Source organism: Rathayibacter tanaceti (assembly GCF_009834165.1).
Taxonomy (GTDB): domain Bacteria; phylum Actinomycetota; class Actinomycetes; order Actinomycetales; family Microbacteriaceae; genus Rathayibacter; species Rathayibacter tanaceti.
Genome location: NZ_CP047186.1, coordinates 590,734 through 610,015 on the forward strand (window position 1 = coordinate 590,734; position 19,282 = coordinate 610,015).

Here is a 19,282-nt window from a genome sequence, read left to right on the forward strand (position 1 = left end):
CCGGATGCGCTCACGTGGTCTCCTCGGGCTCGCCGCTGGATGGTCGGGCCATCCTATGAGTCGGGGGACGGCTCGCCGAGCCCTTGCTCGGCGGCTGCTTCGTAGGATGAGCGCGTGACCGATGCACCCGTGCTGCTCCCGTCCATCGCCGTTCTCGGCCTCGGCTCGATGGGAGGCGCGATCCTCACCGGGCTCCTGGCCCCCGGCGTCCGCGTCGAGGGCGGGGTACGCGTGACCAACCGCGACCCCGCCAACGCCGCCGCCTGGGACGGCCACCCGGTGGTGACGGCGTTTGCCGTCGCCGACGATCCGGAGGCGAACCGTCGCGCGGTCGAGGGCGCTGCGGTCGTGCTTGTGGCGGTGAAGCCGCACATGGTCGCCGACCTGCTCGACGAGATCGCGGAATCGCTCGCTCCGGGGACGATCGTCGTGAGCGTGGCGGCGGGGGTGACGGTCGAGACCTTCGAGCGACACCTGCCCCCGTCGGTCGCCGTGCTGCGCTCGATGCCCAACACCCCGGCCGTCGTCGGCCGCGCTGTCACAGGCCTCAGCGCCGGAACCCGCTCGAGCGACGAGGACCTCGCGCTCGTGCGCCGGCTCTTCGAGACCGTCGGCGAGGTGGTCGAGGTCCCGGAGGCGCAGCTCGACGCGCTCTCGACGATCTCGGGCTCGGGCCCGGCCTACGTGTTCCTGCTGATCGAGGAGCTGATCGCCACCGCCGTGGCGAAGGGCTTCACGCCCGAGCAGGCGTCGACCATGGTGGTCGGCACCGTCCGCGGTGCCGCCGAGCTGCTCGCACACTCCGGGGAGGATCCGGCCGAGCTGCGCCGCCGGGTCACGAGCCCGAAGGGGACCACCGAGCGCGCGATCGCTGTGCTGCAGGAGGCGGACCTCGAGGCGCTCTTCACGCGCGCCACCGATGCGGCGCTGGCCCGCGCCCGCGAGCTCGCCGCCTCCTGACGCCCGCCGTCAGGAGCCGAGGGCAGCGAAGCGCTCGATATCGCTCGGGGTGCCGCTCACGACGATCAGGTCGTGGTTCGAGACCACGGTCTGCTCGGTCGCGTAGGTGAACGGCTTGCCCGGGCTCTTGACACCCACCACGGTCACGCGATGCTTGCGGCGCACCCCCGACTCGGTGAGGGTCAGGCCGCGGATCGGCTTGGGTGGGTACATCTTGGCGAGCACGAAGTCGTCGTCGAACTCGATGAAGTCGAGCATCCGACCCGAGACGAGGTGCGCCACACGCTCGCCCGCCTCCGCCTCGGGGTAGATCACATGGTTCGCGCCGATCCGCTCGAGGATCTTGCCGTGCGAGCGCGAGATCGCCTTCGCCCAGATCTGCGGGATCTTGAGGTCGACCAGGTTCGCCGTGATCAGCACCGACGCCTCGATCGACGAGCCGACCGCGACGACGGCGACCTGGAAGTCCTGCGCACCGATCTGAGCCAGGGCGTCGAGCGAGCGCGCGTCGGCCTGGACGGCGTGGGTGACCCGCTCCGACCACTTCTGCACGAGCCCGGCGTCGGCGTCGACGGCGAGCACCTCTCGGTCGAGACGGTCGAGCTGGCCGGCCGTGGCGGCCCCGAAACGCCCGAGGCCGATCACCAGCACCGGGGCGTCGTACCTGATGCGGTCAACCAACGATGGGCCTCTCTTCCGGTCGTCTGAACAACTGCCTCCGCTGGCTGGCGGCGAGCGCAGCGGCGAGAGTCACGGTACCAACGCGGCCCATGAACATCGTCAGCGCCAGGACGTAGACGCCGGAGGTGGGCAGCTCGGCGGTCAGACCGGTCGAGAGCCCCGACGTGGCGAAGGCCGAGATCACGTCGAAGAGCACGTGGTCGAGCGAGGCCTTGGTGATATGCAGGATCAGGATGGAGGAGAGGGCCACGGTCGTCGCTCCCCACAGCACCACCGAGACCGCGAGACGCAGGACGTCGTTCGGGATGCGCCGGCCGAACGCCTCCATGTCGTTGTTGCCGCGGGCCTCGGCGAACGCGGCGAGGAACAGGATCGCGAGCGTCGTCACCTTGATCCCGCCGGCGGTCGAGGCCGAGCCGCCGCCGATGAACATCAGCATGTCCGTGACCAGAAGGCTGGACCCGTTGAGGTCGGGCACGGAGATGGTCGAGAAGCCGCCTGAGCGCGTCATCGTCGACAGGAAGAAGGACTGGAAGACGGTGTCGCCGGCGTCGAGGGTGCCGAAGGTCTTCGGGTTGTCGAACTCGAGCACGATATAGAGGACGGCGCCGGCGACCAGCAGAATCACCGAGGTGACCAGCGTCAGCTTGACGTGCACGGACCACTTGCGCGGGCGTCTCCAGCCGCGCGAGAAGGCGTAGATCACGGGGAAGCCGATCGAGCCGAGGAAGACGCCGACCATCAGGATGCCGAGGAACCAGTAGTCGTCCTCGAACGGGGTGAGGCCCGCCGCGTTGGGGGTGAAGCCCGTGTTCGTGAACGCCATCGCCGAGTAGTAGAAGGAGTGCCACACCGCCTCGCCGATCGGGACGCCGTCGATCAGCATCCGGGGGAAGAGGAGCAGGGCGACGATGATCTCGATCGCTGCGGCGCTGATCGCCACCGTTGCGAGCAGGCCACCGATCTCGCCGAGGCGCACGGCCTGTCCTTCGGCGACCGGTCCGGAGTGGATCCGCAGCGGGTTCGAATCGCTCGCGACCATCAGCTTGGCGCGCAGCCCCAGGCGGCGCGAGATGGCCAGACCCATGATCGAGGCCAGGGTGAGCACGCCGAGCGCGCCGATGTTGACGCCGATGAAGATGACGCTGTGGCCGAACGCGGACCAGTGGGTCGCCATGTCGACAGTGGCGAGGCCGGTGACGCAGATGACCGACATCGCGGTGAAGAAGGCGTCGTGCAACGGTGTGACGGTGCCGCTCGTGCTCGACACCGGCAGCGAGAACAGAAGGGTGAAGACGAGCACGAGCGCCGAGAAGATGAGAATGGCGAAGCGCGAAGGGGAGCGCCCGGCGAAGTCGTCGATGAGGTCGCGGGCCCGTTCGAAGCCCGACCACGGCGAGACGGGCGAGACGCCCACGGGGCTGCGGAACTGCTGCCGAACCACCACGGCGGATCCTCCACTCGATCGCGGCCATGCTACCGGCTCGCTCGGCGCTGGTCCGCGCCGCGGCGCCTCGTGCGAGCGGGGCCGTGGCTACCCTGGGCGCATGGCCGACATCTTCGGAGTGATCGCGGACGGCACGCGGCGCGACATCCTCTCGCTGCTGCTGGAGCGGCGCCGGGAGGGCGAGTCCGACGGCATGAGCGTCTCGAGCATCGTGGCGCGCCTGGAGCTCAGCCAGCCGATGGTGTCGAAGCACTTGAAGGTGCTGAGGGAGGCGGGGCTCGTGACGGTGCGCGAGAGCGGCCAGCACCGTTTCTACACCCTCGAGTACGCGCCGCTGGAGCAGGTCGAGGACTGGCTCCTGCCCTTCGTCGCCGAGGACGAGGCGGCGATCGGCGCGCTGCTCGATGCGCCGACCGCGGCCCGGGCGGAGTCGCTCGGACGCGCTCTCGCGGAGCGAACGCACCAGGTCAGCACGGTCGTCCAGGACATCCAGCGCGGCGTGAGCGAAGGAGCGACGAAGGTGGCCGAGGCCCTGCGCATCCGCAAGTGAGCCGTTCGTGCCGCCTCCGAGGCCCGAATCGTGCGCGGGTGCGGGTCGTGTAAGCTCGCGGGAGCCAGTTTTTCGTAAGCGGCCGCCCGTCGGGCGGTCGACCCCCTGAACGTTGTGAGGTCTTCGTGGGTTCTGTCATCAAGAAGCGTCGCAAGCGTATGGCGAAGAAGAAGCACCGCAAGCTGCTTCGCAAGACTCGTCACCAGCGTCGCAACAAGAAGTAGGCTCGCGCCTCTTCCCTCTCGAGCGTCCGCCCCCCACGGGGTCGGGCGCTCGTCTGCGTTGGCGCTCGGCCGGGTCGGCGCTCGGCCGGGTTGGCGCTCGGCTGTGCTGGAGCTCGTCCGCGGGGGAGAAGGGGGAGGTCTCGGAGCGATCGCGCCGACTTCCGCTGCCCGTCCTCCGCGCCCGTCCTACACTGGCTGGATGGTGGACGTGCAGCTGACCCTGGTGGGCAAGCCCGGCTGCCACCTCTGCGACGATGCGCGTTCGGTCATCGACGGGGTGCTCGCCGCGATCGAGGGTGAGCCGGCCTCGCCCAGCGTGACGCTGAACGAGGCCTCGATCCTCGAGGATCCGGAGCTGCACGAGCGCTTCGTGGAGGAGATCCCCGTCGTGCTGATCGACGGTCGCGTCCACACCTACTGGCGCGTCGATGCGGCTCGCCTTCGTCGCGCCCTGCTCGAGCGCGCCTGACCGCTCGCCGTGCGAGGCACCGCCCGACGCGGTTCACGGTGATGCGCGGTCTCCTCGACCCTCTGACGGGGGAGGACGTCGCCTGTGATAGCTCGTCTCTGCGCTCTAGGCTCTCCCCCGGGGGAGTGCGTTCCTCCGTGCGCGGACGCGGATCGTCGCCCGCGGAGGAAGGAGCCGTCCGCCATGCCGTCATTCCGTCGACTCGCCGTGCCGTCCGCGGCACTCGCGGCTCTCGTGGTCGGTCTGGCCCTCCCGAGCGCAGCCGCTGCGGCGTCCGCCGGCCCGACGTCGGCCGCGGCGTTCGAGCCGCAGACTTCGACCCAGCAACCGGGAGTGCCCGGTGACCCCGGCGTCCCTGAGGAGCCGGGCGGACCGGAGCCCGTCCCGGGCGGTCCCGTGGAGCCGAGCCTGCCGGGTGAACCGGCCGAGCCCGAGCAGCCCGCTCCGCTCGAGCCGTCGCAGCCGGTGCTGCCTGGCCAGCCGACCCTGCCCCAGCCGACCCAGAGCCAGCCGGCCCAGACCCAGCCGGCCCAGCCGGTGCAGCCGCCACCCGGACAGCCCCAGCCCGCGCAGCCGCAGCAGCCGACCCTGCCCGCGCCCGGAGGAGGCCAGCCGGGCGGCACGAGTTCAGGCGCAGCGGACGGCAGCGGTTCGCGCGGCTCCTCCACGGCCCCGGCGGGCAGCACCTCCACCTCAGACGCCGGGGTTTCGGCGCCCCTCGCCTCCGCGCCCGGACGCACCGCCCTCGCCACCTCCACTGGGAGCACACAGGCCGTCGGCACCCGGCCGATCGCGGCGGGCGCCGCCTCCGCCTCCGTCTTCCTCACCCGCCAGGCCGAGGTGGAGCCGGACTCGCTCACGGTCGAGCTCGCGCGTTTCTACGGCGTCGGCTTCTCGTACACCGGGTTCTCGGCAGGCGAGACCGTCGCGGCTATGCTCCGCGACCCCGCGGGCACCAAGACTCCACTGCCGGTGCAGCCGAGCATCGCGGGTCGCGGTTCGGCCGCCGTACCCACCGCGATGATCACGAGGTCGGGTGCATACACCGTCGATCTCACGGGCGACCGAGGCGTGTCGACCAAGGTGGGCTTCCGCCTCGCCGCGAGCTCCGGCATCGGTCTCCTCCTTGAGCCGCGCGAACTCGGCGACGGCACGGTCGAGGCGCCGCGGGGCGCCGTCTGGGGCTTCGACGCGGACGAGGAGGTCGCCGTGGGCGCCTTCCGCACCACGGGCGACCGTGCCGCGCTCGCCGCCGGCGACGTGGTCGTGCAGGCCGATGCGATCGGCTGGGGCTCGCCGGCACTGGGCGACGCGATCGTCGCAGAGCCCGACTCCTCCGTGTACTGCGTGGTCGCCTTCGGCCGGGAGTCTCACCGCACTGCCGCGGTGACCGTCTCGTACCGAGACGACGAGACGACGGCAGCGGCCTGGGAGGCGCCGCAGGTCTGCGGCTCCGCCATCAGTGCCGCCCGTTCCGCGTTCATGACCACCGTGGCGGCTCCCGAGCCGGCCGGCATCACTCCGACCACCGCTCTGATGATCGGAGGCGGCGCCGTCGCCGGCTCGCTCCTCGCCTGCGCCGTTGTCCTGGTCGTCCTGCTCCGACGCCGCGCGATCACCGAGCCCCTCCTCGGCGGCCCGCAACCGCGCACCGGCGCCCACGCCTCCCGCTGAGACGCGGAACGCCCGCGGGAGCGATGCCCCACGAGCGTTCCCGGGCGACCTCCGTCAGCCGACCGCGCTGAACCTGAGCAGGATCGTCCGCGCCTCCGGCCGGAGCTGGAAGTCGGGCCAGACGTCCGGCCCGCAGGCGCGCGAGCCGAGCCCGTGCTGGGCCGCGTCGATCAGCAGGACCGCGCGGGAGGACTCAGGGAGCTCGTGCGGGTGCCCGGCGGCCGCCAGCTCCTGCGGGGTGTGCCGCGCGAGGGTGAAGCCGGGGAGGCGGCCGTGCAGATCGCGCGCGGCCTCGACGCGGAGGCGGGGGATTCCCGCCTCCCTGAGCGTCAGTTCGCGCACGGCGCTGCGGTGACCGCTCTCCTGCGGTCGCGCGTACGCCGTGGTGAGCTCGTCGATCCCCGCCGAGAACCGGCCGACCCGTGCGGCACGGAGGCTGTCGGGGTACGACTCCCGCGGGCCGGTGCCGAACCACTCCGCGCCGTCGATCGAGGCGGGCAGGTCGAACCGGATGCCCAGCCTCGGCCAGACGAGGTCCCATCCTCGCGTGGGAGCGAGGTCGACCCGGAGGACGGTGCTCGACCCGTCGACGCTCCAGTGCTCCTCCATCAGCAGGGCCGCGTCGAGGTCGGCGGCCGAGACCCGGGTGCGGCGGCGCACGCCCGCCGTGCTGTCGACCTCCTCCACCCGCGCCACGAGGCGGTCGAGCCCGGCCTCGCGCCAGCGGGCGGAGGAGGAGGGGGCCGGCGTCCCGGTGCCGTTCCCGTCGAAGGGATCCCCCGAGACGTAGCCGGGGAAGCCGTCGCCCTCGTCGTTGTCGGTCGGAGCGCGCCAGAGCTCGGCCCGCGGGCCGTCGACGGCGAGACCGGCAATCGACGTGAGTCGGCCGTGACGGAAGCGGGCGAGTCCGAGCGCGCCGTCCTCGGCGGGCGGGGCGCTGCGGACGGCGCGTGTCCAGGCGGGGGCGGCGGCTGGTGCGGAGAGGAGGTGCTGGCCGGTGGAGAGGACGTGGCCCTCCTCCGCCCAGGGCGTCGCAGAGGCGAGCACCGCATCGACCGTGAGCCAGCCCTCGCCTCCCGTCGGCGGCACGAACCCGGGCAGCGCGACGTGCACAGCCTCGCCCGCCGGGACGGTCGGGGCCTCGAGCACGCCCTCGTCCGTGATCCGGCCGTCCAGCTCGACGCGCCAGGTGAAGCGCAGGTCGGCGGTGGAGGCGTCGTGGCGTCGGTTCTCGATGACGACCCCGTCGGCGCGCACGGTGAGGCGCACCGGGGCGACGATCTGCTTCCACTCGAACAGGCCCGGGCTGGGCGTGCCGTCCGAGAGCACCATGCCGTCCATCACGAAGTTGCCGTCGTGCAGCACCTCGCCGAAGTCCCCGCCGTAGGCGTAGTACTCGATGCCCTCGGACGTCCGGGCGCGGAGACCGTGGTCGCGCCACTCCCAGACGAAGCCGCCGTGCAGGCGTGGATAGCGCTCGACGAGGTCCTCGTACTGGTCGATCGCGCCGGGGCCGTTGCCCATCGCGTGCACGTACTCGCAGAGCAGGAACGGCTTGGCGCGCTGACGTGCGGACTCGCCGGGGGAGCAGCCGAGCAGCGGGGTCCGCGAGTCGTCGCGGCCGATCTGCTCCGTCTCGGGGACGGAGGAGTACATCCGCGAGTAGACGTCCGTGTAGGCACCGGAGTAGTCGCCCTCGTAGTGCACCGGGCGCTCCGGGTCGCGGCCGTGCACCCACGCCGACATCGCGGCGAGGTTCGCGCCGGTGCCGGACTCGTTGCCGAGCGACCAGAGCACGATGCTCGGGTGGTTCTTGTCGCGCTCGACGGTCCGTTCGATCCGGTCGAGGTAGGCCTCGCGCCAGGCAGGGTCGTCGCTCGGATTCCCCGCCCAGCCGTAGCGCTCGAAGCCGTGCGTCTCGAGGTCGCACTCGAGGATCACCCAGAACCCGAGCTCGTCGGCGAGGTCGAGCAGGCGGGGATGCGGCGGGTAGTGGCTGGTACGGATCGCAGTGACGTTGAACCGCTTCATCATCGCGAGGTCCTCGCGGGCGAAGTCCTCGTCGAACGCCCGCCCGCGGTCGGGATGCGTCTCATGGCGGTTCACGCCGTGGAACACGACGCGCTCGCCGTTCACGAGGAAGCGGTCGCCCCGGATCTCGATCGTGCGGAAGCCGAGCCGGAGCGAGACGGTCTCGCTCGCGGACGAGAGCTGCGCGTCGTAGAGACGCGGCGCCTCCGCCGACCACGGCTCGACGGCCGGCAGCTCGATCGGCGCGACCTCCTCGGCCGAGCTCCAGACCGTCTCGACGCCCAGCTCGGGCACGCGGAGGGTCAGCGGATAGGCGGCCGCTGCCGCCGTCACCTCGGTCTCGATGCGGCCGGCGCCGTCGGCGAAGGAGGTGCGCAGCCAGACGTCCTCGATCCCGCCGACGGGGCGCGCGAGCAGGTGCACCGATCGGAAGATCCCCGGCAGCCACCACTGGTCCTGGTCCTCGACGTAGCTCGCGGCCGACCACTGGTGGACCCGCACGACGACGAGGTTCCGGCCAGGTCGGACCACGCCAGTGACGTCGAACTCCTGAGCGAGCCGGCTGCCGGAGCCGATGCCGACCTCGACGCCGTTCACCCAGAGGCGGTACCGCGACTCCACTCCGTCGAAGCGCAGCACCACCGCCTCGGCCCGGTCCCACGACTCCGGCACCTCGATGGTGCGTCGGTAGTCGCCGGTCGGATTCTCGTCGGGCACGAACGGAGGCTCGGTCGCGAACGGGTACTGGACGTTCGTGTACGCGGGTCGGCCGTAGCGGCCGTCACCCTCGAGCACCCAGTGCGAGGGCACCCGCAGCAGATCCCAGTCGGAGTCGTCGAACGACTCCGCCCCGACGGCGTCCACCTCCTCGCCGTCCGGCAGCGCGTCGGCGCCACCGGGCGTTCCCGGTGCAGCGGGCAGGAGGCGGAAGCGCCACTCCCCGTCGAGCGAGAGCGCCGGCGCGTCGGTGTGCAGCCAGGAACGGGCCGCGCGTCGGCGGCCCGAGCCCGGACCGGTGTCGGTGAGGTAGTGGGCGCTCGTCGGGGTGGTCGTCACTTCACGGAACCTTCCGTCAGGCCACCTCGCCAGAAGCGCTGCAGCACGATCATGGCGATGGCGAGCGGGATGATCGACAGCAGCACGCCGCCGGTCGTCAGCTCGTAGAACTCGGGCAGGCGATCGACCTGACCGAGCCAGTTGTTGAGACCGAGGGTGATCGGGAACAGGTTCGTGTCCGAGAGCATGACCAGCGGCAGGAAGTAGTTGTTCCAGATCCCGACCAGCTGGAAGAGGAACACAGTCACCAGCGCGGGTGTGAGGATGCGCAGCCCGAGGGTGTGGAAGATCCGCAGCTCGCCGGCGCCGTCGATCCGCGCCGCCTCGATGATCGCCGTGTCGACGGTGGCCTGCGCGTAGATGCGGCAGAGGAACAGTCCGAACGGCGAGACGAGCGAGGGGATCAGCACGCTCCAGTAGGTGTTCGCGATACCCATCTGACTGAAGAGCAGGAACAGCGGGAGAGCGGTCGCGGTGCCGGGCACGAGGACTCCGGCGAGGATGGTGCCGAAGACCAGACGGCTGCCGCGGAACTCGTACTTCGCGAGCGCGTAGCCTCCGGCCGCCGCGAGGTAAGTGGCGAGCAGTGCGCCGACTCCCGCGTAGAGGACGGAATTGAGGAACCAGCGGACGAAGATGCCGTCGCCGTACGTGAGCACCTGGTTCAGGTTGTCCCAGAGCGCGAAGGTCGGGGCGAACCAGAAGCCGTTGGTGGCGAAGAGGTCCTCGGTGCTCTTGGTCGCCGCGACGACGACCCAGTAGACGGGGACGAGGAAGTAGACGGCGACGAGCACGAGGACCGCGGTGACGATGATCGTCGAGGCGCGGCTGCGTCCGGCCGAGCGGTCGGGCCCCCGGCCGGCCTTCGCAGGACGGTCGGCGGTGACGACTCCGGTGGTCGTGGTCGGCTGGGTCTCGGTGCGGCTCATGACGACCTCCTGTTCGAGATCGAGAGGAACGTGAAGGAGAGCAGGAACGCGACCAGCGCGATCAGGACGGCCTGCGCGGCGGCGACGTTGTAGTCGTTGTAGGCGAAGGCGGTGGTGTAGGCGCTGAGGTTCGGCGTGTACTGGCTGTCGATGGCCGGAGCGACGGTCTTGAGCACCTGGGCCTCGGCGAAGAGCTGTAGCGTGCCGATGATCGAGAAGATCGTGGTCAGCACCAGCGCCGGACGGATCAGCGGCAGCTGGATGCTGCGCGCGACGCGCCAGGTGGTGGCGCCGTCGACCTTGGCGGCCTCGTAGAGCTCGACCGGGATCGCCTTCAGCTGGGCGACGATGATCAGCATGTTGTAGCCGGTGTAGCTCCAGAGCGAAATGTTCGCGATCGACCACAGCACCGAGTTCGCGCCGAGGAAGTCGGGCTCGAGCCCCACCACGTTCGCCGCGTCGATGATCGGGCTGAGCCCGGGGACGTACAGAAACGACCACAGGATCGTCGCGATCACTCCCGGCACTCCGTAGGGGAGGAAGTAGGCCGCACGGAAGAAGCCGGGGAACTTCGCCGAGGCCGATTCGAGCATCAGCGCGAGCACCGTGCAGAGCGCGATCATCACCGGCACCTGCACGATGCCGAAGAGGAACATCCGTCCGATGGAGGCGATGAAGTTGCCGTCGGCGAGGGCCTGCGCGTAGTTGTCGAAGCCCGCGAACCCGCTCGTCACTCCTGCCTCGCCGAAGAGACCCGAACGGGTCACCCTCGTGAAGCTGGAACCGACGGCGACCACGATCGGGACGATGAAGGTCAGCACGAACAGGGCGAGGAAGGGCCCGAGGAGGATCCACGGGGCGCGGGCGACCGCGCGGCTGCGGCGGGGGGAGCCGGGCGTGCGGGTGGTGGCCGCGACGGCGGCGGCGGCGGGAGAAGTCGTGGTGGTCATGCGGAGGCCTTCCTGATGCTGAGGCCCTTGTTCTGGAAGACCGTGATGATCTGCTGCTCCGCCTCGGCGACCGCGTCGACGAGCGAGAGTCCCGACGCCTTCTTGCGGAAGCCGTCGCTCAGGATGTTGAAGGACTGCTGCGTGACGGGCCACCAGGACCAGTCCGGGTTCTGCTCCTTCGCGGCAGGAACGAGGATGTCCTCGTTGTAGTTCTGGCCGCTGAAGAACTCGCTCGGTCCCTTGCGGGCGGTGCCGATCTCGTCAACGGCGGGCGACCAGCCGATGCCGCTGTTCGCGATCATCGCGTCGATGCCCTCCTGGGTCGTGGTCATCCAGACCGCGAACTCCATCGCCTCCTTCGGGTGCTTGCTGCTGGCGAAGATCGCCGCGGTCGACCCGCCGAGGAAGCTCGAGCCGAAGCCGGAGTCGCCCCAGACGGGCATCGGAGCGGCGCGCCACTTGCCGGCGCCGCCGCTGACGCCCTCGATCAGCGCGTCACCCCAGCTGCCGGTCGCGCAGGACGCGATGCCGCCCTTCGCCGCCGCCGCGAACCAGGCGGGGGAGTAGGCGCCGTAGCCGGTCTGCACGAGGTCCTTGTCGATCGCCGTGTCGAAGAAGGCGGCGACCTGCGTGGTGGCGTCGTCGGTCATGTCGATGACCCAGCCGTCCTCCTCCGGACGCAGCCACTGGGCGCCCGCCTGCGTCGCGAACGCGGCGAAGACGGAGGCGTCGGCGAGCGGGAAGCAGTCGATGTACGAGTCTGCCCCGCGCAGCTCGGCCGCGACGGCGGCCCAGTCGTCCCAGGTCGTCGGAGGCTCCGCACCGACCGCGCCGAACACCTCCGGCTGGTAGAAGAGCGCCATCGGGCCGCTGTCCTGCGGGATCCCGTACACGCCGCCGGTGTAGCTGACCTGACCCCAGAGGGTGGGGTCGTAGAGGTCCTGGTACTGCTCGACGCCGTAGCGGGTGAGGTCGACGATCCCGTTCACGAGCATGAACTCGGGGAGCGAGCGGATCTCGACCTGGCCGATGTCGGGGCCGCCGCCGGCCGCGAGGGCGGAGTACAGCTTCTGGTAACCGCCGACGTTGCCGCCGGGGATCCAGACGGCCTCGACCTGCACCTCGGGGTGCGACGCGTTCCAGACGTCGCACACCTTCTGGAGGTCCTTAAGCCACCCCCAGTACTGCAGGCGGACCGGACCGTCGGCCGCCGGGATGGTCGGCGCGGTGTTGACCGAGACCGTGCCGGGCGTGGCGCAGGCCGTCAGCCCTCCGAGTGCCGCGGTGCCGAGACCGGCGGCGATGAGCTGTCTGCGGGTGAACGGATGCATCTTCCCTCACTTCGTCGTGGTGGACGACCGGGACTTCCACCCGGCAATGACCGGGACGCTACCACAAATTCGAGTAGCTGCTCGAAATTGGCCGCACTGCTCCGTAGACGCCGCTACGCTGGCCGTTCGAGGGTCACGGCGCGACGCTGCGCGGGCTCTCGGACGAGGAGGAGTCGATGGCCGAGGCGACGAGACGGCGCGGCCCCTACGCGAAGTCGGCCGAGCGCCGACGGGCGATCATCGAGGCCGCGCACCAGGTCTTCGCCGCCCGCGGCTACGCCCGCGGTTCGCTCCAGGAGGTGGCCGACCGCGTCGGGCTCAGCCAGACCAGCCTGCTCCACTACTTCCCGTCGAAGACCGATCTGCTCTTCGCTGTGCTCGAGCACCGCGACCTGATCACCGGAGACGGCTCCTCGCCGCCCGACCCGGAGGAGGGGCTGGTCGCCGGCATCCTCCGACAGACCCGATACAACGAGACGGCTCCCGGGGTCATCGAGCTCTACGCGGTACTCTGCGGCGAATCGACGACGCAGGAGCATCCGGGGCGCGACTTCTTCGCCGCGCGCTTCCGGCGCCTCCGGAGCGAGTACGCGGCGGAGCTGCGAGAGCTGGCGGCGGCGGGGCTGCTGCGGGAGGGCTGCGACCCGGATCGAGTGGCAGCGTCGATCATCGCGCTCTGGGACGGGATCCAGTTGCAGTGGCTCCTCGAGCGCGACGCGGTGGACATGGTGGCATGCCTGGCGGACTACCTCGACCTGGTGATCCTGCCCGCGCCTTAGGCTCGGCGCATGACTTCCCCTCTGCAGGATTCCAGCTGGATCTGGTTCGCACTCGCGATCGTCACCGCGGGCCTCGCCGAGCAGAAGGGCCGCTCGCGCTGGCGCTGGTTCGTGCTCGGGCTCTTCCTCGGCCCGCTCGCGACCGCGCTCGTCGTGATGTGGGCGAGACCCGAGAGCGGAGTGTCGACCGACGTCCGCTGGAACTTCGCCATCGGGTCGGGCCTCGCGGCGATCGCGTTCCTGGTCGTCGCCGCGAGTTCGGGTGTCTGGCTCCTCGCAGTCCTGGCGGCGCTCGCGGCGCTCGCCGCCGGCCTGCTCGCCTGGCTCAGTCGTCGAGTGCCGTATGAGCGACTCCGCCACTGACGCGCGGGAACCCCAGCCCGTCGAGGGAACCAGGTGTTCCTGGCGGTCTCGACGGTCCGGGGTTCCCTCGGCGGCGGTGTGCCGCGCCTAGGGCAGGAGGCGTGTCGGACCGCGGAAGAGGTAGGTCACTTCGCGGAGGTTCGCCTGGTTCAGCATCAGCATGATCACGCGCGAGAGGCCCATACCGAAGCCGCCGTGCGGCGGGACTCCGTAGCGGAAGAAGTCGAGGTAGAACTCGAGCTCCTCGGGGTCGAGGCCCTTCTCGCGGGCCTGCTCGACGAGCACGTCGACGCGGTGCTCGCGCTGGGCTCCGGTCGAGATCTCGACACCGTTGTAGATGAGGTCGTAGCTGTTGGTGATCGTCCCGTCGCCCTCGCGGCGCATGTGGTAGAAGGGTCGGATGCTGGCGGCGTAGTCGGTGAGGAACACGAAGTCGTGGCCGAACTCCTCCTTGACGTACGCCGCGATGCGGCGCTCGCCCTCGGGATCCATGTCGTCGTCGGCGCGGGGCACCTCGTAGCCGCGCTCGGCGACGATGCGCTTGGCCTCGGCCAGCGGGATGCGCGGGAACGGCGTGGTCGGCACGGTGAGGTCGATGTCGAAGAGCGCCTTGACCTCGGCGCCGTGCTTCGCGACGACCGCGGTGAGGCCCGCGACGATGAGCTGCTCGTGCAGCTCCATGACGTTCTCGTGCGAGTCGATCCACGACACCTCGGCGTCGACGCTGGTGAACTCGGTCGCGTGCCGCGAGGTGAAGCTCGGGTCCGCGCGGAACGCCGGTCCGACCTCGAAGACCTTGCCGAAGCCGGCGGGCTGAGCCATCTGCTTGAAGAACTGGGGGCTCTGCGCGAGGTAGGCCTTGGTCTCGAAGTACTCGACTTCGAAGAGCTCGGCCCGCGACTCCGAGGCGCTCGCCATCAGCTTCGGGGTGTGGATCTCGATGAAGTCGTTCTCGACCCAGTAGGTGCGCAGGGCGTGCTCGAACGTGGTCTGTACGCGCGCGATCAGGTTCTGCTCGGGGCGGCGCAGGTCGAGGAAGCGCCAGTCCATGCGCTTGTCGATGCCGGAGTCGGGCGCGATGGGCGCCTCGGGGATCGACTCGGACACGATCTCGAGCGTCTCGAGTTTGACCTCGATGCCGCCGAGCTTCACGCGCTCGTCGTGCTTGAGCGCGCCGGTGACCGTGATGAAGGAGCCCTGCGCGAGGCCGGAGATCGCCTCGGTGATCGCGAGCTTCGCCTCCGATGCGTCGTCGCCCTCGACGGCCTCGCGGACGGCGGGGTTCACCAGCTGGACGGCGCCCGACTCGTCGCGGAGGACGACGAACTGCACCTTCTTCTGATCGCGCACGGTCTCGACCCAGCCGGAGACGCGCACCGGCCCGTCTTCGAGGGCGGCGAGCTTCTTGACGGTGGTTCGGGGGAGGCGGGTCGCGTCGGTCACGGTAGGGGAGTCTACTCGCGAGGGTTGGCGTGCGATCCGGGGCGAGGGCAACCGCTCCTTTCGTCCCTCAGGCATGGTGAACCGGAGCGCTCCCCGGTAGGAGTCGAAACTCGAGAAATAGTCCTTCAGGCTCCATCTCTTGCCTCGAGGTGAGGGCCCGACCTCAGATGGAGGCACCCTGCGAATCGGCGAACTTTCCAAGAGAACAGGCGTGGCACCGCGCATGCTCCGCTACTAAGAAGAGCAAGGGTTGATCAGCCCGCGACGACTCGAGAACGGTTACCGCGACTACCCGGACTATCTCGCCGAACGGGTCGGCAAAATCCGAGGCCTCGTGGACTTCGGCATCCCGTCCCGCATCATCGCCGACATCCTCCCCTGCCTGGATCAGGAGCACGACATCGTCGTCCGCAACGTCGAGCCTGGCCTTCGCGACCTGCTGGCACTGGAGCGGGACCGGATGTCGCAGAAGATCGACTTCCTCTCCCAGAACCGCGATGCCATCACTAGGTACATCACGGCCCTCGACGCTGCCGCGGAGGCTCCGTCAGCGCCCGCCGGCTAGCTCCCGCTCTCGGCGGAGACTCGAGAACGCGACCTCGCGGCGGGGACCCGCTGTGCTCAGTCGCCCTGCACGTGCTCGTACTGCTCGAAGAACCAGTCCGGACGGGTCACGGTGAGGTAGGTGAGTCCCTCGGTCCGGATGGAGTGGGGGACCATCGGCTCGACCACGACGATGTCCTTCTCGCCCACTTCGAAGCTGTCCTCGCCCACGGTGATCACGGCGGTCCCTTCGATGATGAAGTAGATCTCCTGGACCTCCTTGTTCAGGTGGCTCCCGGTGGCCGGGCTGCTCGTCGTGATGACCTGGTGGGCGACGCCCGCGTCGGGGAGGACGCGGTACTTGCGGATCGTGCCCTCGGGGGTGGTGATCTCCCTGGCACTGCTGGCGGGGATGTGCATGGACTCGTCCTTGTCGTGTCGTTGGTGGATCCGGTGGTCAGTCCGCCGCGACGCGGGGACCGAGGCTCTGGCGGCCGATGACCTTGAGCAGGTCGAGCTTGCTGCGGCTCTCGCCGCTGCCTCCCGGGTTGAGCAGGAGGAGGGTCTGCGAGCGGTCCTCGGTGAAGAGCATCTGCGCGTCGATCTCGATCGGCCCGAGCTCGGGGTGGACGAGGATCCTGCAGTCGTCGTACCGCCGCGCGACCTCGTGGAGCTGCCAGAGGCGGGCGAACTCGGCGCTGCGCTGCGAGAGCTCGGCCGCGATCCGCGCGGCCCAGGCCGTGTCGCTGCCCGAGGTGGTGGCCATCCGCAGGCGGGCGACGAGGAACCGCCCGTGCTCCTCCTGCGCGTCGTCGGGGTAGAGGCGGCGCTCGTCGGGATCGGTGAACCAGCGGTGGAATCCGCTGCGGGCCGCACCGGTGAACCTCGTCTCGTCGCCGATCAGCGCCATGGCGAGGGCGTTCATCGCGAGGGTCTCGTGGAGGTCGTTCTGCACGAGGCACGGCACGTCAGCCAGCCCGTCGAGCACGCTCATCAGCGCCGGGCTCACGTGGTCGGAGTGGACCGACCTGCCCGGGGCGTTGTGCCCGATGAGGGCGAACAGGTGGTCGCGCTCGTCGAGGGTCAGGCGGAGCGCCCGGGCGAGGGAGGCAGCGATCTGGGTCGACGGCGTCGGAGCGCGCTGCTGCTCGAGGCGCGCGTAGTAGTCGGTGGACATGCCAGCCAGCTGGGCGACCTCCTCGCGGCGCAGCCCCGGGGCGCGCCTGCGCGGCCCCTCCGACAGGCCGACGTCGCGCGGGCGCAGCAGCTCACGGCGCGAGCGGAGGAATTCGGCGAGCAGTCGTCTGTCCATCCGCCCATGATGAGCCAGGAGCCGGACCGGAGCCAGGGACCGGTGATCCCCCGCTCGCGAGACGACCACCTCGGCGACCCGTCGCCGAGCCGGAGGTGGCCGTCACAATGGGGAGGCGGAGCGACTCAGAGGCTGCCGAACAGGGCCAGCAGCTCCCCGTAGGAGCCGCTGGCGGGTGCGTCGCGGATCCCTCGAGCCCTCTCCACGACGATCTCGTGGGCGTCCGGGTCCGCACGCAGCAGGGCGAGGACCTCGTCGAGGAACTCGTCCAGAGGCATCGCGTCCTCGTCGTCCTGCTGACCGAGCAGCTCGGTGCGAACGCCCGGCGGCACGATCTCGACGACCTGGATGGCGGACTCGGCGAGGCGGATGCGCTGGCTCTCGGTGAAGGCGTGCAGTGCCGCCTTCGTCGCGCTGTACGTCGGCGTCGCCGGGTAGGGCACGAACGCGAGCGAGGAGGAGACGTTCACGATGGTCGCTCCCTCCTTGCCGACGAGGAGAGGCGTGAAGGCGTAGGCCGTCCGGATCGGTCCGAGGAGGTTGGTCTGGACGTGCTGCTCGGCGATCCGGACGTCGGACGGATCGAGGAGATCCTCCTTGAGCATGATCCCCGCGTTGTTCACGAGGACGTTCAGGCCGGGGTGGCTGGTCTCGAGGCGCTCGCGGGCCCGCGTGACCGAGTCGGCGTCGGCGACGTCGAGCTCGATCGACTCGATGCCGGGATGCTCCGTCGTGATCGCGTCCAGCAGCGCCCTTCGGCGTCCCGCGATGATCACCGTGTTGCCCGCTTCGTGCAGGCGCAGGGCGAGGCCCAGGCCGATGCCGGAGGTGCCACCGGTGATGAGGATCGTGTTGCCGGTGAGATTCATCTGTTCGAGCTCCTTCGTCGTAGCCGTCCCGTGTCGGACAGCAGGAGCGACGGTAGAGGGGGGCCCGCTCGCCAGGCAGAGACGGGTTGTCCGAGGATCGGCGATCGGAGAGGCCGCTGAGCCCGCCTTCGCGGAGGAGCATCAGGGAAACGGCGGAGCAGTCGCGCCGGCGAGCACTGGACACCTCGACAAGCGGAGAGAGTATCCTCTTAGCCGATACGGAGAGACTCTCCGCCGCAGAGGAAGAGGAGCCGCTCGTGGAGGACAGCAGGATCACGACCGGCCGCGTGCCTCGCGCCGACGCACAGCGCAACCGGGATCTGATCCTCGATACCGCGGCGCAGCACTTCTCCGAGCACGGCGTCCGCGGCTCGCTCGACGCGATCGCGAAGCGCGCCGGCATCGGCGCCGGCACGCTCTACCGGCACTTCCCGAACCGCGAAGCACTCCTGGCGGCACTGCTCTCAGATCGCGACGACGAGCTCGTCGCTCGGCGCGACGCCCTCCGTGCCGGCTCAGCCGATACGGCGGAAGCGCTGGACGGCTGGCTCCGAGCGATCGCCGACTGGGCGAGTGCTTTCGAGGGACTGCCCGAGCCGCTTCGAGCCGCAACGGCGACGACCTCGTCGCCCCTGACGACCACCTGTCAGGGATTCATCACCACCACAGCTGAATTCCTCGATGATGCGCAGCGCGACGGCCGAGCGCGCGGCGAGGTGCGAGCTCGAGACCTCTTCCTCGCCGCGCTGGCGACGAGCTGGGTCCGCGGCGCCGCCCTCGCCGATGACACGTCCGGTGCGGCTCTCGCCGCGCTGACCCGGACCGGCTGGGAGGCCCCGGCGGCCGCACCCGCACCTGCCGGCGACGAGCCCCGCTGACCCCCTCTGCTCTCCGGCGAGCAGCACGACCAAGCAAGACCACGACACAAGGAGACAGGCATGAAGCGCATCGGAATCCTCGGCAGCGGAGACATCGGCAGCGGGATCGCGCGCCTGGCGATCACCGCCGGCTACGAGGTGCTCATGGCGAACTCTCGCGGGCCCGAATCCCTTCGCGACCTCATCGCCGAACTCGGCCCGCAGGCCCGCGCGGGCGACGCGCTCGAGGCCGCGCAGTTCGGCGACATCCCGGTCCTCGCCGTGCCGCTCGGCGCGTACAAGGCGTTGCCGGAGGGTGCCTTCGCCGGCAAGACCGTGCTCTCGACGGGCAACTACTACCCCCACCGCGACGGGCGCATCGCCCGACTCGACAGCCTCGAGCTGACGACGGCCGAGCTCGAGCAGGAGCTGCTGCCCGGCGCCGTCATCGTGAAGGCCTTCAACAACATCCTCTGGCACCACATCCCCGCCCTCGCAGGCACGACCCCGCGCACCGCCCTCGCCGTGTCCGGCGACGACGAGCAAGCCACGACCGCCGTCTCAGCGCTCATCGACGACCTCGGCTTCGAGCCTGTCGTCGCGGGGACGCTGGCGGAGTCGTGGCGCACCGAGCCCGAATCCGGTGCGTACACGCCGATCTACGCCGCCGACCTCGAAGGCTTCACGAAGGACTATCTCGCCGACCCGGGCGCGCCGGTGTCCGCTGACCGCCTCCGAGAGCTCATCGCCGCCTCTCACCGAGCGGACGTCGCTGCGCGCCGGTTCTGACCCCGCGGCGTCGCAGCTCACCGCA

At 70.4% G+C, this 19,282-nt stretch carries 20 protein-coding genes; 10 read left to right on the forward strand and 10 right to left on the reverse strand.

Annotated elements, in window-relative coordinates:
• Positions 1-114 precede the first annotated feature (114 nt).
• On the forward strand, positions 115-960 hold the full coding sequence (gene proC, locus GSU10_RS02755; protein ID WP_082845262.1) for a pyrroline-5-carboxylate reductase: 846 nt from the start codon (positions 115-117) through the stop codon (positions 958-960).
• 9 nt (positions 961-969) lie between these two features.
• Here the strand turns inward: proC and GSU10_RS02760 are convergent, their stop codons facing one another.
• Together GSU10_RS02760 and GSU10_RS02765 are read right to left on the reverse strand one after the other, a co-directional pair.
• Positions 970-1,641 (reverse strand): potassium channel family protein, encoded by a 672-nt coding sequence (locus GSU10_RS02760; RefSeq protein WP_055790397.1) that lies wholly within the window; start codon positions 1,639-1,641, stop codon positions 970-972.
• Positions 1,634-3,004: a TrkH family potassium uptake protein gene (locus GSU10_RS02765; protein WP_236713686.1), complete on the reverse strand. Its 1,371-nt coding sequence runs from the start codon at positions 3,002-3,004 to the stop codon at positions 1,634-1,636. The genes GSU10_RS02760 and GSU10_RS02765 overlap by 8 nt, the downstream gene beginning before the upstream one ends.
• A gap of 184 nt (positions 3,005-3,188) precedes the next feature.
• Between GSU10_RS02765 and GSU10_RS02770 the strand changes: the two genes are divergently transcribed.
• The 4 genes from GSU10_RS02770 (at position 3,189) to GSU10_RS02785 (ending at position 6,005) form a co-directional block, all read left to right on the forward strand.
• Positions 3,189-3,638 carry an ArsR/SmtB family transcription factor gene (locus tag GSU10_RS02770; protein WP_068212722.1) on the forward strand — a complete coding sequence of 150 codons (450 nt, stop codon included), beginning with the start codon at positions 3,189-3,191 and terminating at the stop codon, positions 3,636-3,638.
• A 125-nt stretch (positions 3,639-3,763) separates the two neighbouring features.
• On the forward strand, positions 3,764-3,862 hold the full coding sequence (locus GSU10_RS02775) for a 30S ribosomal protein bS22 (protein ID WP_003792170.1): 99 nt from the start codon (positions 3,764-3,766) through the stop codon (positions 3,860-3,862).
• Between the two features lie 199 nt (positions 3,863-4,061).
• On the forward strand, positions 4,062-4,331 hold the full coding sequence (locus GSU10_RS02780) for a glutaredoxin family protein (RefSeq protein WP_068212725.1): 270 nt from the start codon (positions 4,062-4,064) through the stop codon (positions 4,329-4,331).
• Positions 4,332-4,514: 183 nt separating this feature from the next.
• Positions 4,515-6,005: a hypothetical protein gene (locus GSU10_RS02785; RefSeq protein ID WP_132504782.1), complete on the forward strand. Its 1,491-nt coding sequence runs from the start codon at positions 4,515-4,517 to the stop codon at positions 6,003-6,005.
• 54 nt (positions 6,006-6,059) lie between these two features.
• On the opposite strand, the gene GSU10_RS02790 is transcribed toward GSU10_RS02785, so the two are convergent.
• Genes GSU10_RS02790 through GSU10_RS02805 form a run of 4 tightly spaced genes read right to left on the reverse strand, consistent with a single transcriptional unit; the run spans position 6,060 to position 12,302 of the window.
• A complete protein-coding gene (locus GSU10_RS02790) occupies positions 6,060-9,092 on the reverse strand; it encodes a glycoside hydrolase family 2 TIM barrel-domain containing protein (protein ID WP_132504780.1) in 3,033 nt (1,010 codons plus the stop codon).
• The gene (locus tag GSU10_RS02795; protein WP_068212952.1) at positions 9,089-10,021 is read right to left on the reverse strand and encodes a carbohydrate ABC transporter permease; all 933 of its coding nucleotides are present in this window, start codon (positions 10,019-10,021) and stop codon (positions 9,089-9,091) included. The genes GSU10_RS02790 and GSU10_RS02795 overlap by 4 nt, the downstream gene beginning before the upstream one ends.
• A complete protein-coding gene (locus tag GSU10_RS02800) occupies positions 10,018-10,971 on the reverse strand; it encodes a carbohydrate ABC transporter permease (RefSeq protein WP_132504778.1) in 954 nt (317 codons plus the stop codon). Before GSU10_RS02800 ends, GSU10_RS02795 begins: the two co-directional genes overlap by 4 nt.
• Complete coding sequence (locus tag GSU10_RS02805) at positions 10,968-12,302, reverse strand: ABC transporter substrate-binding protein (RefSeq protein WP_068211788.1); 1,335 nt, start codon at positions 12,300-12,302, stop codon at positions 10,968-10,970. Before GSU10_RS02805 ends, GSU10_RS02800 begins: the two co-directional genes overlap by 4 nt.
• A gap of 176 nt (positions 12,303-12,478) precedes the next feature.
• Between GSU10_RS02805 and GSU10_RS02810 the strand changes: the two genes are divergently transcribed.
• The gene (locus GSU10_RS02810) at positions 12,479-13,081 is read left to right on the forward strand and encodes a TetR/AcrR family transcriptional regulator (RefSeq protein WP_068211787.1); all 603 of its coding nucleotides are present in this window, start codon (positions 12,479-12,481) and stop codon (positions 13,079-13,081) included.
• Positions 13,082-13,090: 9 nt separating this feature from the next.
• Positions 13,091-13,444 carry a hypothetical protein gene (locus tag GSU10_RS02815; protein WP_082845184.1) on the forward strand — a complete coding sequence of 118 codons (354 nt, stop codon included), beginning with the start codon at positions 13,091-13,093 and terminating at the stop codon, positions 13,442-13,444.
• Between the two features lie 87 nt (positions 13,445-13,531).
• On the opposite strand, the gene aspS is transcribed toward GSU10_RS02815, so the two are convergent.
• Entirely contained in the window at positions 13,532-14,923 is a 1,392-nt protein-coding gene (gene aspS, locus GSU10_RS02820) for an aspartate--tRNA(Asn) ligase (protein WP_413784034.1), read from the reverse strand.
• 214 nt (positions 14,924-15,137) lie between these two features.
• Here aspS and GSU10_RS02825 point away from each other — a divergent pair, with 214 nt between their 5' ends.
• Positions 15,138-15,452, forward strand: coding sequence for a MerR family transcriptional regulator (locus GSU10_RS02825; protein ID WP_236713630.1), 315 nt, complete (start codon positions 15,138-15,140; stop codon positions 15,450-15,452).
• Between the two features lie 56 nt (positions 15,453-15,508).
• On the opposite strand, the gene GSU10_RS02830 is transcribed toward GSU10_RS02825, so the two are convergent.
• From GSU10_RS02830 to GSU10_RS02840, 3 genes are all read right to left on the reverse strand, one after another.
• Entirely contained in the window at positions 15,509-15,850 is a 342-nt protein-coding gene (locus tag GSU10_RS02830; protein WP_068211785.1) for a cupin domain-containing protein, read from the reverse strand.
• Positions 15,851-15,887: 37 nt separating this feature from the next.
• On the reverse strand, positions 15,888-16,742 hold the full coding sequence (locus GSU10_RS02835) for a helix-turn-helix transcriptional regulator (RefSeq protein WP_068211784.1): 855 nt from the start codon (positions 16,740-16,742) through the stop codon (positions 15,888-15,890).
• Positions 16,743-16,867: 125 nt separating this feature from the next.
• Positions 16,868-17,611: an SDR family oxidoreductase gene (locus GSU10_RS02840; protein WP_068211783.1), complete on the reverse strand. Its 744-nt coding sequence runs from the start codon at positions 17,609-17,611 to the stop codon at positions 16,868-16,870.
• Between the two features lie 257 nt (positions 17,612-17,868).
• Here GSU10_RS02840 and GSU10_RS02845 point away from each other — a divergent pair, with 257 nt between their 5' ends.
• Both GSU10_RS02845 and GSU10_RS02850 read left to right on the forward strand, forming a co-directional pair.
• Positions 17,869-18,489: a TetR/AcrR family transcriptional regulator gene (locus tag GSU10_RS02845; RefSeq protein ID WP_068211782.1), complete on the forward strand. Its 621-nt coding sequence runs from the start codon at positions 17,869-17,871 to the stop codon at positions 18,487-18,489.
• A gap of 60 nt (positions 18,490-18,549) precedes the next feature.
• Complete coding sequence (locus tag GSU10_RS02850; protein WP_068211781.1) at positions 18,550-19,257, forward strand: NADPH-dependent F420 reductase; 708 nt, start codon at positions 18,550-18,552, stop codon at positions 19,255-19,257.
• The last annotated feature ends 25 nt before the right edge of the window (positions 19,258-19,282 follow it).

What these genes read in the sequence shown, in the direction of transcription:
- GSU10_RS02770 (WP_068212722.1), top strand. Translation starts at nt 3,189, where the DNA reads ATGGCCGACATCTTCGGAGTGATCGCGGACGGCACGCGGCGCGACATC.
- GSU10_RS02780 (WP_068212725.1), top strand. Translation starts at nt 4,062, where the DNA reads ATGGTGGACGTGCAGCTGACCCTGGTGGGCAAGCCCGGCTGCCACCTC.
- GSU10_RS02785 (WP_132504782.1), top strand. Translation starts at nt 4,515, where the DNA reads ATGCCGTCATTCCGTCGACTCGCCGTGCCGTCCGCGGCACTCGCGGCT.
- GSU10_RS02795 (WP_068212952.1), bottom strand. Translation starts at nt 10,021, where the DNA reads ATGAGCCGCACCGAGACCCAGCCGACCACGACCACCGGAGTCGTCACC.
- GSU10_RS02800 (WP_132504778.1), bottom strand. Translation starts at nt 10,971, where the DNA reads ATGACCACCACGACTTCTCCCGCCGCCGCCGCCGTCGCGGCCACCACC.
- GSU10_RS02805 (WP_068211788.1), bottom strand. Translation starts at nt 12,302, where the DNA reads ATGCATCCGTTCACCCGCAGACAGCTCATCGCCGCCGGTCTCGGCACC.
- GSU10_RS02810 (WP_068211787.1), top strand. Translation starts at nt 12,479, where the DNA reads ATGGCCGAGGCGACGAGACGGCGCGGCCCCTACGCGAAGTCGGCCGAG.
- GSU10_RS02815 (WP_082845184.1), top strand. Translation starts at nt 13,091, where the DNA reads ATGACTTCCCCTCTGCAGGATTCCAGCTGGATCTGGTTCGCACTCGCG.
- GSU10_RS02830 (WP_068211785.1), bottom strand. Translation starts at nt 15,850, where the DNA reads ATGCACATCCCCGCCAGCAGTGCCAGGGAGATCACCACCCCCGAGGGC.
- GSU10_RS02835 (WP_068211784.1), bottom strand. Translation starts at nt 16,742, where the DNA reads ATGGACAGACGACTGCTCGCCGAATTCCTCCGCTCGCGCCGTGAGCTG.
- GSU10_RS02840 (WP_068211783.1), bottom strand. Translation starts at nt 17,611, where the DNA reads ATGAATCTCACCGGCAACACGATCCTCATCACCGGTGGCACCTCCGGC.
- GSU10_RS02850 (WP_068211781.1), top strand. Translation starts at nt 18,550, where the DNA reads ATGAAGCGCATCGGAATCCTCGGCAGCGGAGACATCGGCAGCGGGATC.